This window comes from Paenibacillus dendritiformis (genome assembly GCF_945605565.1).
Lineage (GTDB): Bacteria > Bacillota > Bacilli > Paenibacillales > Paenibacillaceae > Paenibacillus_B > Paenibacillus_B dendritiformis_A.
Genome location: NZ_OX216966.1, coordinates 6,189,419 through 6,203,127, shown reverse-complemented (window position 1 = coordinate 6,203,127; position 13,709 = coordinate 6,189,419). Strand labels below are relative to the sequence as shown.

General features: G+C 56.4%; 9 protein-coding genes and 3 tRNA genes. 11 read left to right on the top strand and 1 reads right to left on the bottom strand.

Annotated elements, in window-relative coordinates; all coding sequences use genetic code 11:
• The first annotated feature begins 6 nt into the window (after window positions 1-6).
• The 11 genes from NNL35_RS27875 (at window position 7) to map (ending at window position 12,020) form a co-directional block, all read left to right on the top strand.
• Window positions 7-2,250, top strand: coding sequence for a helix-turn-helix domain-containing protein (locus NNL35_RS27875; RefSeq protein ID WP_006677701.1), 2,244 nt, complete (start codon window positions 7-9; stop codon window positions 2,248-2,250).
• A gap of 994 nt (window positions 2,251-3,244) precedes the next feature.
• On the top strand, window positions 3,245-3,442 hold the full coding sequence (locus tag NNL35_RS27870; protein ID WP_040734547.1) for a hypothetical protein: 198 nt from the start codon (window positions 3,245-3,247) through the stop codon (window positions 3,440-3,442).
• Window positions 3,443-3,639: 197 nt separating this feature from the next.
• The gene (locus tag NNL35_RS27865; RefSeq protein WP_006680052.1) at window positions 3,640-4,602 is read left to right on the top strand and encodes an ABC transporter permease; all 963 of its coding nucleotides are present in this window, start codon (window positions 3,640-3,642) and stop codon (window positions 4,600-4,602) included.
• A gap of 15 nt (window positions 4,603-4,617) precedes the next feature.
• Window positions 4,618-5,514: a carbohydrate ABC transporter permease gene (locus NNL35_RS27860; RefSeq protein WP_006680051.1), complete on the top strand. Its 897-nt coding sequence runs from the start codon at window positions 4,618-4,620 to the stop codon at window positions 5,512-5,514.
• Window positions 5,515-5,571: 57 nt separating this feature from the next.
• Window positions 5,572-7,251 carry an ABC transporter substrate-binding protein gene (locus tag NNL35_RS27855; RefSeq protein ID WP_254553926.1) on the top strand — a complete coding sequence of 560 codons (1,680 nt, stop codon included), beginning with the start codon at window positions 5,572-5,574 and terminating at the stop codon, window positions 7,249-7,251.
• 108 nt (window positions 7,252-7,359) lie between these two features.
• Window positions 7,360-8,595, top strand: a complete 1,236-nt coding sequence (locus NNL35_RS27850; protein ID WP_006680049.1) for an alpha-L-fucosidase — start codon at window positions 7,360-7,362, stop codon at window positions 8,593-8,595.
• 240 nt (window positions 8,596-8,835) lie between these two features.
• Window positions 8,836-10,227, top strand: coding sequence for a magnesium transporter (gene mgtE / locus NNL35_RS27845; RefSeq protein WP_006680048.1), 1,392 nt, complete (start codon window positions 8,836-8,838; stop codon window positions 10,225-10,227).
• 551 nt (window positions 10,228-10,778) lie between these two features.
• Window positions 10,779-10,853 (top strand) — tRNA-Glu (locus tag NNL35_RS27840).
• A gap of 46 nt (window positions 10,854-10,899) precedes the next feature.
• Window positions 10,900-10,975: transfer RNA gene (locus tag NNL35_RS27835), tRNA-Lys, on the top strand.
• Window positions 10,976-11,023: 48 nt separating this feature from the next.
• Window positions 11,024-11,109 (top strand) — tRNA-Leu (locus tag NNL35_RS27830).
• 161 nt (window positions 11,110-11,270) lie between these two features.
• Entirely contained in the window at window positions 11,271-12,020 is a 750-nt protein-coding gene (gene map, locus NNL35_RS27825) for a type I methionyl aminopeptidase (RefSeq protein WP_006679541.1), read from the top strand.
• 475 nt (window positions 12,021-12,495) lie between these two features.
• Here map and NNL35_RS27820 read toward each other — a convergent pair whose 3' ends face one another.
• Window positions 12,496-13,677, bottom strand: a complete 1,182-nt coding sequence (locus NNL35_RS27820) for an ornithine--oxo-acid transaminase (RefSeq protein WP_193372698.1) — start codon at window positions 13,675-13,677, stop codon at window positions 12,496-12,498.
• Window positions 13,678-13,709: the final 32 nt, after the last annotated feature.

The following is a 13,709-nucleotide window of genomic DNA, read 5'->3' as shown; positions in this document are numbered from 1 at the left end:
CTTATGATGAATGCCAAGCGATGGTTCTACCGTCTACTGCTCTCGTATATGCCCGTGTTCATCATCGTCGTCAGCTTCTTGTTCTTCGTCTTTTTCCAGACGCTGAGCGAACAGAGCCGGAATGACGCCATGCGCACCAATGCCTCGCTTCTGCTGCAGACGCTGCGTGCGACCGATGCCTCGCTCAAAGCCATCGATCAGACGCTGGTCTCCGAAGTGGTGAACTCTCCGGAACTTGCCCAATTTTTTCAACAAACGACGGATGACGACGTTCCGCTGCATATGCGAATCATGAAGCTGATGCGGCGAATGAGCGCCAGCTACCCGCTTATCGACTCGATCTACCTCGTTCGCTTCCAAGACGGCAAAGTGTTCAGCAGCAGCAAGGAATGGAGCCTGGAGCAGTATCTTGACCGGGAATTCATCGCGAAGCATCAGAATCTGAAGAGCACCGACTATCCCTGGATTGGAGCCCGGCCGTTCAAGGAATTCGACTTCCAGGAATCGAAGCGCGTCATCTCGCTTGTCCGCAGCGTGCCGAATTCGGGCGGAAGCGGCGGAATGATCGTCGTCAATGTGGCCGCCGCATCGGTGACCTCGATGGTGAAGGACTGGTACGGAACCGAATTGAACAGCATCCGCGTTATGGATGGGGAAGCGAATGATCTGCTTTTCGATGATACCGATAACTCCGCGGGCAAAAGCTTCAAGGTCGTCTCGAATTACATGTCACCGTATACCGGTTGGGTATATGAGAGCGGATTCCGCCAGGACAAGGCGGTGCTGTCCGCCGATCGGTGGTTCAATGTGTGGATTATCGGGGGGATGGCGCTTCTGCTCGCTGCGGTGGCCTGGATCGTCTATGTGACTCACCGGCATTATCAGCCGATTGCGAAGCTGGTGAACCGTGTGAACGAAATCGCCGAGACTCCGGCATCGAAGCGGTCGGACACGGTTCGCTGGGATGAGTTCGCCGTCATTGAATCGGCGCTGGACCGCATGTTCGCGGAGCGGGATCAGTCTGTCGAGCAGGGGAAGAAGGATGCGGTCTTCCTGCGCAATTATACGTTCCGGCAATGGCTGGACGGGACTTACGAGGATCATCCGCTCGGAACGGCCCAGCATATCGATGTGCCGCTCGCGCCCGATCGGCCATGCCTCGTCGCCGTGCTGGAGATCGATAACTATGCCGCCTTCGTCGAGGCGTATTCGAAGCGGGACCGGTTCCTGCTGCAATATGCAGCCAAGTCCGCATGCCAGGAGACGGCCGCTCAGCACGGCTGGTCCTTGTGGGCGGACTGGCTGACCGGAGAGCGGTTGGCGATGCTCTGGCAGCCGCCGGAGCAATGCGATGGGGAGCCGGTTGCGCCGGCAGAGGCCGAACGCAGGCTGGCGGCGATTGTGGAGGATATGCTGGCATGGATTAACGGCTATTTGAAGTGGACGGCAACGGCAGGCATCGGCGGCACGGCGCCGTCAATCCGGGCGATTCCCCATGCGCTCGATCAAGCGCTGCGCGCCTTGAGCCGGAAGATGACCTGCGGCTCGAATCAGGTCTTGATCGAGGAGGAACTCCGCCGGGATCCGCCGGATTTGCAGCCGTTGGCGCGCGCGATCGCCCACAGCCTGGCGGGAACGGCCGCAGATCGCGAGGCCCGCCTGTCGGAATGGGTGGAGCTGCTCCGCGCCGGGTGTCTGACCCGTGAGGAGGTTCGCCGCGCCTGCCGCCAATGGGTGCCGGAAGTGGCGCGCCGATTGAAGACCGCGGCGGAAGAAGCGCCGGAAGCGGCCTGGCTGGAGCGGCTGGATGCGTGCCTGACGCTGGAGGAGCTGGAGCGGACGCTGCGGGACGGGTTGGAGCAGGCGGCAGAGCGTCTCGCCTGCGCCGATCAGGAGCGCAACGCCCTGCTTATCGGCCGCGTGCAGGCCTATATGCGGGAGCATTATGCAGATCCGCAAATGTCGCTGAATCTGCTGAGCGAGACGTTCGACATCGCGCCGAAGCTGCTGAGCAAAAGCTTCAAGGAAGTGACCGGCGAGAAATTCATCGATGTCCTGATCGGGCTAAGGCTGGAAGAAGCGAAGCGGCTGCTGCGGCAGACCGACCTGCCGGTGCAGACGATTGCGGAACAGATCGGTTATGGAGGGGCCGTCTCCTTCAGCCGGGTATTCAAACGAATGGAAGGCATCTCTCCGGGGGAATACCGGAGCAGCTATAGCGCCGCCGCTTCGGCGGATGTGGCGCCGTGATTGAATGGGGCGACGTGCATGCACGTCGCCCTTTTGGCGTTCATCGGGAGTGCGAGAGTCTGCAAAAGTGCAGGCTGTTGGAAAACCCCTGTTTTTTGCGAAGGGGTGGAGATTGTCCATTTTCCTAATCAAAACTTGGCCCTCAGAGCGTTTTCAATCGATTTTTTCTAGTGAGAGACGAGATCCGCCATATAAAAAATGAAGTGGACAAAATTCCCACAGACTTCTCAGCGGCCTGATTTTACGGGATCCAAGAGACCACGTCGGATCCTCGGGGCATCATCGCCTCCAGGAGGTATCATCGCCTCGTTGCCTTCAGGAGAGGGAGCATCGTTGCCTCTCGGGGCTTGAACGTGTGGAGGGAATTGCTGCTATTTTACAGGAATTTCGGCTCAATGAGTCCACATCCCGAGGAATTGCTGCAAATCTACATCATTTATGGCCCTATTGCTTCAAGTTGAAGTAAACCGGGTGAAATTCCTGCAGTTTTGCAGGATTCCCTTCCTGGTAAAGTCGTCCATATCGAATTGCTGTATTTGCGCAGGATTTCGCTTACCGAATAGAGTGTCTGGAGAAATCGTGTAGTTTTGCGGATTTCGCCTATCGGATAGACGTGTCTAGGGAGATGGTGCAGTTTTCAGGTCGTTGGAAAACCCCTGTTTTTTACGAAGGGGTGGAGATTGTCCATTTTCCTACTCAAAACTTGGCACGCATAGCGTTTTCAATCGATTTTTTCTACGGAGAGACGAGATCCACCATATAAAAAATGAAGCGCCAAAAAATCCCTTGGACTTTCTCAACAGCCTGCAAAAGTGCATGAATTGATCGCCAGCGGAACGGGAACTGCCTTAAAAAGCTGCAGCAGTGCAGTTTTTTGCCCGAAACGGTCCCGAACCGAGCGATAACGGAGAGAATTCCTGTATATTTGCAGGTTTTACTATTCCACGCCCCGATGCTGTAGAAAAAGATGTACTTTTACAGTTTTCACGAGCTCATGTGTGAGAATCTGAAAATCGTGTGGTCCGGATCGGGCGGGTACGATCAACTCGTAGTGCCCTTGAACGCGCAAGGCGATCCCGCCAAGGAAGCGGCGGGCGAAAGTTATCAAGCGAAGGGAAAACGGTCAATTGACCGCTTGCCGCAAGGGGAATCGCTGCGGGAGAAAATGGTTCTTCCCCGGGAAAATGGTTGATTGTGCCGGCGGAATTCCGTCGCCTATAATCAAACTCAACCCGGGAGGCTTTCGGACCGGCGTTCCGGAAGCCGGAAACCAGCGCTTCGCTTCTGCGCCATGCGTCTCGAACAGAGATGAAGAGCCTGCCATGGGATACGCAGACTTGAAAACGGTAACATTCTGCATTAATGCATCTGACAAAGGAGGAATGCCCCTTGGCAAACGTCACGCCCGGATCTGCATCCCGCCGCCTGACATCGCGCTTCGCGTTTGCCCCAGGCACCGGCAAGCGGATCAAGAAGCATTGGCAGTTCTACCTGCTGGTCTTGCTGCCCGTCGCCTACCTGATTATTTTCAAATATGTGCCTATGGGCGGCGTGCTGATTGCGTTCAAAGAATATAACGTCGTGCAGGGCATCTGGGACAGCCCGTGGGTCGGACTGAAATATTTCGAGCAGTTCCTCGAGTCCCCCTACTTCTGGAATTACATCCGCAATACGATCGTCGTCAGCCTGTACGGGCTGGCAGTGGGGTTCCCGGCGCCCATCTTGTTGGCCTTGCTGCTGAATGAGATTCGGAACGGCTGGTTCAAAAAGACCGTGCAAATGGTGACGTACGCGCCCTATTTCATTTCGACCGTCATTATGGTGTCGATCGTGATCGTTGCCCTGTCGCCGAACGTCGGCATGGTGAACAATGTGCTGCGGCTCTTCGGGTTTGAAGGGATCGACTTCATGGGACGGCCGGAGCTGTTCAAATCGATTTATGTCTGGTCCGACGTATGGCAATTTACGGGCTACGGCGCCATTATTTATATCGCCGCGCTGGCCGGCGTCAATCCGGAGCTGTATGAAGCGGCCAAGGTCGACGGCGCGACGCGCTTCCAGAAAATATGGAACATCGATTTGCCAAGCATTTTTCCGGTGATGGTGATCCTGCTTATATTGAATGTCGGCAGCATGATGAGCGTCGGCTTCGAGAAAATGTATCTGATGCAGAACCCGCTCAATCTGGAGTCGTCGGAGATTATATCGACCTATGTCTACAAGGTGGGGCTGTTAAATGCGAACTTCAGCTTCTCGACCGCGATCGGGCTCTTCAATTCAGTCATCAATCTGATCTTGATCGTGACGGTTAACGCGATTGCGCGCCGGCTGTCCGAGTCAAGTTTGTGGTAAAGGGGGCTCTCGTTCATGAGCAAAACGATGATTCGGGAATCGCTGCCCGACCGCTTGTTCCTCGCTGGCGTGTACGTTTTTTTAACGTTGATCCTGGTTATTATTTTATTCCCGCTGCTTCATATTTTGAGCGCTTCGTTCAGTTCGCCGCAGGCGGTGAATTCGGGGCGGGTCTGGATCTTTCCCGTCGAGTTCACGCTTGCCGGGTACAAGGCTGTCTTCGCGAATTCCAATATATTGATTGGCTACGCGAACTCGATCTTCTACGCCGTCTTCGGCACGTTGGTCAATGTCGTCATGACGGTGCTCATCGCCTACCCGCTGTCGCGCAAGACGTTCTACGGACGGCATCTGCTCATGATGCTGCTCGTCTTCACGATGCTGTTCGACGGCGGTCTCATCCCGAACTATATGGTCGTGAAGTCGATCGGTCTGATTGATACGCGCTGGGCGATGATCATTCCGGGCGCCTTGGCGGTGTTCCAGGTCATTATCGCCCGCACCTTCTTCCAGTCGTCCATCCCGGAGGAGCTGTCGGAGGCGGCGGAAATTGACGGCTGCAGCGATATCCGCTTCATTACAAGCGTCGTGCTGCCGCTGTCCAAGCCGATTCTGGCCGTCATGACGCTGATGTATGCGGTCGGGCATTGGAATTCGTATTTCGGGGCGCTCATTTATTTGAAGTCGCCTGATATGTTTCCGCTGCAAATTGTGCTGCGCAACATTTTGATTCTCAATACTGTTGATCCGGCCATGATGGCCAATGTGGATGACATGCTGCAGCTGCAGGGCATTGCCGAGCTGCTCAAGTATTCGCTGATCGTGGTGGCCAGCGCGCCCGTGCTGATGATCTATCCACTCGTGCAGAAGCATTTTGTGAAGGGCGTCTTAATCGGATCGTTAAAAGGGTAACACTGCATGCCTCATGCATTCCTATACTTAAATGACATTTTCAAGGAGGGTCCAACCATGAGACAAAAGGGAGCTGTCTTGCTCGCGATGCTGTTGAGCATCTCGCTGCTGCTGGCGGCATGCTCCGGAGGAGGGGGCACGAAGCAGGGAGCGGAAGCAACCGACCCGGCCGATGCGGCCAAGGCGGAGGAGCTCTTCAGCCCGGTCGGGGAATTCCCGATTGCGAAGGAGCCGATGACGCTGAAAATGTTCGCTCCCCAATCGGCGGCGATCGAGAATCTGGAGACGAACGAGTTCACGAAGTTCCTCGAGGAGAAGACCAATATCCAGATTAAATGGGATGTCGTGCCGGAAGGCGCGCTGGAGGAGAAGAAGCAGCTCATGATGGCGAGCGGCGATTATCCGGAAGTGATTCTGGCAGGCTCCTTCAGCAAGGCGGATCAAATGAAGTACGGCCAGCAGGGCGTCTTCATCCCGCTGAACGATCTGATTGAGAAGTATGCGCCGAACATTAAGCAGGCGATGGCGGATATTCCGTACTTGAAGGACGCGATGACGACGCCAGACGGCAATATTTACGCGATCCCCAAGGTGAACGAGTGCTATCACTGCACCTATGCGTCGAAAATGTGGATCAACCAAAAGTGGCTGGATCAGCTCGGGCTGAAGATGCCGACGACGACGGAAGAGTTCTATGAGACCTTGAAGGCATTCAAAGAGAAGGACCCGAACGGCAACGGCAAGCAGGATGAGATTCCGCTCACGACCGCCGGGAAGAAGGAAATGTGGGGCGGTGGCCTGGACGCGTACTTGATGAATGCGTTCATCTATAACGATGCCACGACCTATATGTATCTGGACAACGGGGAATTGAAGTTCTCGCCGAATCAGGAGCCGTGGCGGGAAGGGCTTCGCTACATCCATAAGCTGTATGCGGAAGGGCTGATTGACAAAGCATCGTTCACGCAAAACGCGGATGCCGTGAAGCAGGTCGGCAACCGGCCGGACAATGTGATGGGAGCGGTCGCCACCGCGCTGATCAGCTATGTGTATTCGCCAAATGAACTGACCCCGCGCCACAAGGACTATGTCACGGTTCCGCCGCTGAAGGGGCCGGAAGGCGTGCAGCTTGCAGCCTATTTCGTCGGCGCCGGCAACGGCCAGTTCGCGATTTCGAACAAGGCGACGGCCGAACAGCAGATCGCGGCGATCCGGTTCGCGGACTATCTCTACTCGGAGGAAGCGACCCTGTTCACCAGCATGGGCAGAGAAGGGGATGGATACCGCAAGGCCGAAGCGGGCGAGAAGACGGCGGACGGAACGCCGGCGCGCTTCAAGCAGACGCCGAAGCCGAACGTGGCCCAGGTGCAGAATGGAACATGGCAGGAGCTCGGCATCATGAAAATGACCAATGAGCTGCGCGACTCCTTCGCCGTGCCGGAGGATATGTATTCGGAAGACGGCTACGGGCTGCGCCTGCGCAACGAGTCGAAGAAATACGAGCCGTTCGCGAAGCCGGAGATCGCCTTCCCGTCCGATATCTTCATTGCGGCGGAGGATGCTTCCCTGGCCGCGCAGCTGCAGACCTCGATTAATGATTACGTCGAATCGAACATGGCGCAGTTCATTACCGGCAGCAAAGATTTGGACAAGGATTGGGACGCTTATGTCAAAGGGTTTGACGGGCTGCAATTATCTAAGTATCTTGAAATTTATAGCAAGGCTTTGAAAAAATAAGGGGCAGTCTGCCGTCGGAAGCGCTTCGGCGCGGATTCGGACGGCGGCCGGCTCGTCATCTGGAGAGCAGCGACAACCAATCTATCGGTAGAGAGGAGCAGCGGCAGGATGAATCAGAGGCTGGCTGTGCCCACGCCGCAGCAACTGGCGTGGCAGGACTTGGAGTTGGGGATGTTTTTTCACTTCGGCATCAATACGTATTGCGATCAGGAATGGGGAGACGGGACGGATTCCCCGGAATTGTTCAACCCGGCGGAGCTGGATGCGCGGCAATGGATCCGGACCGCGAAGGAAGCCGGCTTCAACTATGTCATTCTGACGGCGAAGCATCATGACGGCTTCTGTCTGTGGCCGACCAAGACGACCGATTATTCGGTCCGATCGAGCCCGTGGAAGAACGGCCAGGGCGATGTCGTGCGCGAGGTCGCGGACGCCTGCCGGGAGGAAGGGATGAAGTTCGGCCTATACGTGTCGCCGTGGGATCGCAATGCGCCATGCTATGCCGACCCGGCTGCGTATGACGATTTCTATGCGGAGCAGTTGACCGAGCTGCTGACCGGATACGGGCCTCTCGTCGAGGTGTGGTTCGACGGGGCCGGCTCCGAAGGGCGCGAATATGATTGGAAGCGCATTATCGGCCTCGTGAAGCAGCATCAGCCGGACGCGATGATCTTCAATATGGGCGCTCCGACGATCCGCTGGGTCGGGAATGAGGACGGCGTCGCGCCGTATCCGTGCTGGAACACGGCGGAGAGCGCCCGGGTGAGCATGTTCACGAGCGACATGAATACATGGATGGAAGAGACACCGGGCTGGGTGCCCGCGGAATGCGACGTGCCGATCCGGAAGCGGCATTGGTTCTGGCATCCGAACGATGAGCAGAGCCTGCACTCCCTCGAGCATTTAATGGACTTGTATTACCGCTCGGTCGGGCATGGCACGACGCTGCTGCTGAATGTCTCTCCGGACAAACGCGGGCTGCTGCCGGAGCCCGACACGGAGCGCGTGCTCGAATTCGGGGCGGAGATCCGCCGCCGCTTCGGACAGCCGCTTGGCTCCGCCTCCGGCACGGGATCCGAGCTCGAGCTGGCGCTGGACGAGGAAGCTCTCGTCGATCATGTCGTCACGATGGAGAATATCGCCCACGGAGAACGGGTGCACGCCTACACGATCGAAGCGGAGGTCGGCGGGGAGTGGAAGCCGGTCGCAGCGGGAAGCGCCATCGGTCACAAGAAGATCGACCGCATCGAGCCGACGCGGACATCCCGCGTCCGGATCCGCGTAACGGAGGAGGCGGCAGAGCCGCATATTCGCAGCTTGGCCGCCTATTCGGCGGGGGAGTAAGGCAGAAGTGGATTGGCATACGGAGCCATAACGGCAAGGATGGACCGCAGCGGAAGGAATGCGGTTAATCCTTGCTTTTTTTCATATAATATGAAAGATTTAATAGGTAAAGTTCGCAGGCAGCACGATGTGTCGGTACCCAACGAATGTGTTAATCATATGATGAAGCGATTGGCCTTGGTGCGGTGCATGGACAGTGAGGGAAGAAAGCCCGCAGAACATCATGAAGGAGGTGGCGGCGTGAGCAGACAACAGACCGATGACCCGAACGAAGCGGTTAACGGAGGCAGAGAGCCCGAAGATATCGTGGCGGAGGCGATTCAGATTCTAGAGGGAGATAACGAGTCGATCCGGCATGCCTTCCGGTACTGGCACCCGTATGACCTCGCTCTCGTCTATCGGGACGCGAAGATGACGCACCGCTCCCGCTTGCTGGACGTGCTCGACGTCGATCAGCTTACAGGCATCATGCGCGAGCTGGATCCGGCGCTGCAGCTGGAGTCTTTTCAGATGCTCGGGCACGAGCGTGCTGCGGAAGTATTGAACCGTATGGATAACGATGACTTGGCCGATACGATGGCGGCCGTCAGCGTCGAAGCGAAGGAATTCCTGCTGTCGCTGATGAAGCGGGAAGAGAGCGATACGGTACGTCAGCTCTTGACCTATGAGCCGGAGACGGCCGGCGGTCTGATGACGAACCGCTATGTCTGGTTCTATGAGCGCTATACAGTGCGTGAAGCCGTCGAGAAGGTGAAGGCATTCGCCGAATTGACGAAGCATGTGCATTATTTTTATGTCGTAAATGAAGCAAAGCGTCTTGTCGGCACGCTCTCGTACCGCGAGCTGGTACTGGCCCAGGAGACGGAGACGATTCACGCCTTGATGAATGAGAAGGTCATCTCCGTTACGGCCGATACGGATCAGGAAGAAGTCGCCCGCCTGTTCGAGCAGTATGACTTCCTCTCGATGCCGGTCGTGGATGAGAATAACCGGCTGATGGGGATCGTGACGGTCGATGACGTCATCGACGTCCTGCGGGAAGAGGCGCATGAGGACTTCAATAAATATTCGGCTACGGACAAGACAATCGATTTCCGCACGAATCCGTTCACGGCAGCGCGGCGTCGTCTGCCCTGGCTCATTATGCTGCTGTTCCTCGGCCTGGTATCGGGCAGCATTATCAGCCGCTTCGAAGAGACGCTGCAGCAGGTCGTCGCTTTGACCTTTTTCATGCCGATGATCGCCGGGATGACGGGGAATACGGGCACGCAATCGCTGGCGGTTGTCATCCGCGGCCTGGCGTCGGAGAAGCTGGACAAAGGCTCTGTCAGCCGGCTGATCGGACGCGAGCTGGTCGTCGGGCTTATCATCGGCACCGTATGCGGCCTCGCGGTCGCTCTTGTCGCTGGCTTCTGGCAATCCAGCCTTCCGCTCGGGCTTGTCGTCGGCAGCTCCTTGTTCCTGACAGTCATTATCGGAACGATGGCAGGGACCGTCATCCCGCTTATTCTGTACCGCCTGAACGCCGATCCGGCGGTAGCGTCCGGTCCGCTCATTACGACGCTGAACGATATCTTCTCGCTCACGGTCTATTTCGGAACGGCGACCCTGTTCTTGTCCTATATCCTGTGAGAAGCGGGAAGGAGCTAAGGGGAAGAAGCATTCATTTCCGATATATAGGGGAATAATGTAAGGGAAGAAAGGCAGGCATCTGTAGGCGTACATTCAATTGTGCTGTTGACCGGTGCCATGCTGTTTAGAATTGTATTGTGGTATCGCGCACTGGGGGATATGGGGCAATGGGTGATTTACGCTAGTGATGGGGGCTGTCGCGATGATTGTTCTCTCTGAGTGGACAAATATCGGAGAAGTCCATACAAATGCGGACACGAAGGGGATATGCTTCAATTAAAGAGGAAATCTATATACAGTGTATATGATGGATGCCTTATTCTATATCTAGTGTATTTGGTGTCGAAGAGAACATATCTCCTTCACAGAAAAGTGTCCACTATTTGAAAGACATTTCCTTATATTTTCCACGAAATGAGGACGTTGTCCCCGACTATGCCTGTCCTGAAAAGCACATTGAAAAAATCCCGAAAAAAAAGCTTGTCAACGGCCATGTCGTTTGTTATACTCTTAATTGTCGCCGCGAGGTGATGCAGTTTTGAAGAGGACATGGCCCGTTGGTCAAGCGGTTAAGACACCGCCCTTTCACGGCGGTAACACGGGTTCGAATCCCGTACGGGTCACCATCATTTTTTATGGATGTTATGGCGGACAGCAATGTTCAGTCAGCACGAGCCATTAGCTCAGTTGGTAGAGCACCTGACTTTTAATCAGGGTGTCGAAGGTTCGAGTCCTTCATGGCTCACCAGTTTTCTTTTTTCGGTTGCAATGCGGAAGCATCGTTCCCAACATACGTGCGGTAGTGGTGGAATGGCAGACACGCTATCTTGAGGGGGTAGTGGGCGTACGCCCGTGGAGGTTCGAGTCCTCTCTACCGCACCATAATATTCATGACGAATGAGCGAAGTCTTGGCATACAAGGCTTTTTTTGTTTTTTACCGGGACATCGCATTGAACTTGAACCTCGTTACCATTTCCAAGCGCCGGACGGAGCGAAGGAGCGTTCCGAATCTGATCCGGCAGCGAACCAAGAGGTGTTGAATATGATTATTATCAAGACCAAAGAACAAATTGCCAAAATGCACGAAGCGGGCAAAATTTTGGCGGCCTGTCACAAAGAGATTGCGAAAATGATCCGCCCGGGCATCACGACGATGGAAATCGATCGCTTTGTGGAGCGGTTTCTGAAGGAGCATAACGCAACACCGGAGCAAAAAGGCTATATGGGCTATCCTTATGCGACATGCGCTTCCGTCAACGATGTCATCTGCCACGGCTTTCCGAGCGAGACCGAGCTGAAGGACGGGGATATCGTCACGATCGATATGGTCGTGAATCTGAACGGCTGGCTGGCCGATTCCGCCTGGTCCTATCCGGTGGGCAACATCTCGGACGAAGCCGCACATCTGCTGAAGACGACGGAAGAGTCGCTGTACAAGGGCATCGAGCAAGCGGTCATCGGCAACCGCCTCGGCGATATCGCCCATGCGATTCAGACATTGGCCGAGGCCGAAGGCTTCTCGGTCGTGCGTGAATTCGTCGGCCATGGGATCGGGCAGGATATGCACGAGGAGCCGCAGGTGCTTCATTACGGGCCTGCCGGCAAAGGCATGCGCCTGAAGGAAGGCATGGTCATCACGATCGAGCCGATGCTGAATACTGGGGTCTGGCAGAGCAAGCGCGATCCGGACGGCTGGACGGCGAGAACGAAGGATGGCGGCTTATCCGCGCAGTATGAGCATACGCTCGCGATTACGGCCGACGGCCCGCTTATTTTGACGATGCAGGACTAAGTTGCTGAAAAACGAGGCTGTCCCATTCCGTGCACAAGGATACGGGGCAAGACAGGACAGCGGAGAATTAAGAGGCGGGAAGATGGCGTCGGAAAAGCGGCGGAAGGCAGCAGCGGGAAAAGCGTCGGAAAAAGCGTCGGAAGGCTGCGGAAGATGGATGAGGAAATAAATCCTGCGCTAATGCAGGAATTTACACTATTTGAGTCGATATTTTATTAAATTGCTGCAGAAGAGCATTATTTCCGCTGATCTTTGCTTCTATCTATATGGATAGGCTGAAATTGATGCGGTTTTGCAGGAATTGTTGTAACGGAATAAACGTCAGATAGAAAAACTGCATTCTTGCAGCTTTTCGGCAAGTCGAGCTTTGAGAATCAGGAGGGGGCCGTCGGGACGGCCCCTTTCTTTTGCGTCCGGTCTGTGAACGATGATCATTCGATCGTCCCAGCGGCCCGTTGCCTGGCTTGAATCGGACTTACGCCGGCAGCACTTCCCGAATCCGCTCCAGCGCCCAATCCAGCTCTTCCTTCGTAATGACGAGCGGCGGGGCGAAGCGGATCGTATGGTCGTGGGTTTCCTTGGCGAGCAGGCCGACCTTCTGGAGCTGCTCGCAGTAAGGGCGGGCGGGCTCCGTCAGCTCGAGCCCGATCAGCAGCCCGCGGCCGCGCAATTCCTTGATGCGCGGCGATTGGAGCTTGGCGAGTCCGTCCATGAAGTAATCGCCAAGCTCCCGCGCCCGTTCGGCCAGCCGCTCGCGGACGAGCGTCTCCAGGGCGGCGTTGGCGACGGCGCAGCCGAGCGGATTGCCGCCGAAGGTGGAGCCGTGCGACCCGGGCGTGAACGTGCCGAGCACCTCGGCATCGGCCGCGACGGCGGATACCGGAATGACGCCGCCGCCGAGCGCCTTGCCGAGGATGTACATATCCGGCACGACCTCTTCCCAGTCGCAGGCGAACATTTTGCCGGTGCGGCCGAGCCCGGTCTGGATCTCGTCGGCGACGAACAGGACATTGTGCCGGCTGCACAACGCGCGTGCCGCCTTCAGGAAGCCCGGCTCCGGCACGATGATGCCGGCTTCGCCTTGAATCGGCTCTACCAGGAAGGCGGCCGTATGCGGGGTGATGGCCCGCTCGAGCGCGCCGATATCGCCGTACGGGATGAGCTTGAACCCGGGCGTGAACGGGCCGAAGCCTGACTTGTACTCCTCTTCCGACGAGAAGGATGTGATCGTGACCGTCCGGCCGTGGAAGTTGCCGTCGCAGACGATGATCTCGGCCTGGTTGTCCGGGATGCCCTTGCGCTCGTAGCCCCAGCGGCGCGCAGCCTTGATGGCCGTCTCTACCGCCTCGGCGCCCGTATTCATCGGCAGGATCATCGCTTTACGCGTCAGGTTGGAGAGGCGCTCGTAGAAGGGGCCGAGCTGATCATTATGGAACGCTCTTGAGGTGAGCGTCACTTTATCGGCCTGGTCCTTGAGCGCCTGGATAATGGCCGGATGACGGTGTCCATGGTTCAGGGCGGAATAGGCGCTCAGCATATCCATATAGCGGCGCCCCTCCGGATCCTCGACCCATACTCCCTCTGCCTTCGCAATGACAATTGGCAGCGGATGATAGTTCCGTGCGCCGTATTGCTCCGTCTGGTCGATAATTCGCATCGATTGATTCAATCTCGTCTCCTCCTTTTTCA

Coding starts and splice junctions, on each gene's coding strand:
- NNL35_RS27875 (WP_006677701.1), top strand. CDS start 7: ATGAATGCCAAGCGATGGTTCTACCGTCTACTGCTCTCGTATATGCCC.
- NNL35_RS27870 (WP_040734547.1), top strand. CDS start 3,245: ATGTGTGAGAATCTGAAAATCGTGTGGTCCGGATCGGGCGGGTACGAT.
- NNL35_RS27860 (WP_006680051.1), top strand. CDS start 4,618: ATGAGCAAAACGATGATTCGGGAATCGCTGCCCGACCGCTTGTTCCTC.
- NNL35_RS27855 (WP_254553926.1), top strand. CDS start 5,572: ATGAGACAAAAGGGAGCTGTCTTGCTCGCGATGCTGTTGAGCATCTCG.
- NNL35_RS27850 (WP_006680049.1), top strand. CDS start 7,360: ATGAATCAGAGGCTGGCTGTGCCCACGCCGCAGCAACTGGCGTGGCAG.
- map (WP_006679541.1), top strand. CDS start 11,271: ATGATTATTATCAAGACCAAAGAACAAATTGCCAAAATGCACGAAGCG.
- NNL35_RS27820 (WP_193372698.1), bottom strand. CDS start 13,677: ATGCGAATTATCGACCAGACGGAGCAATACGGCGCACGGAACTATCAT.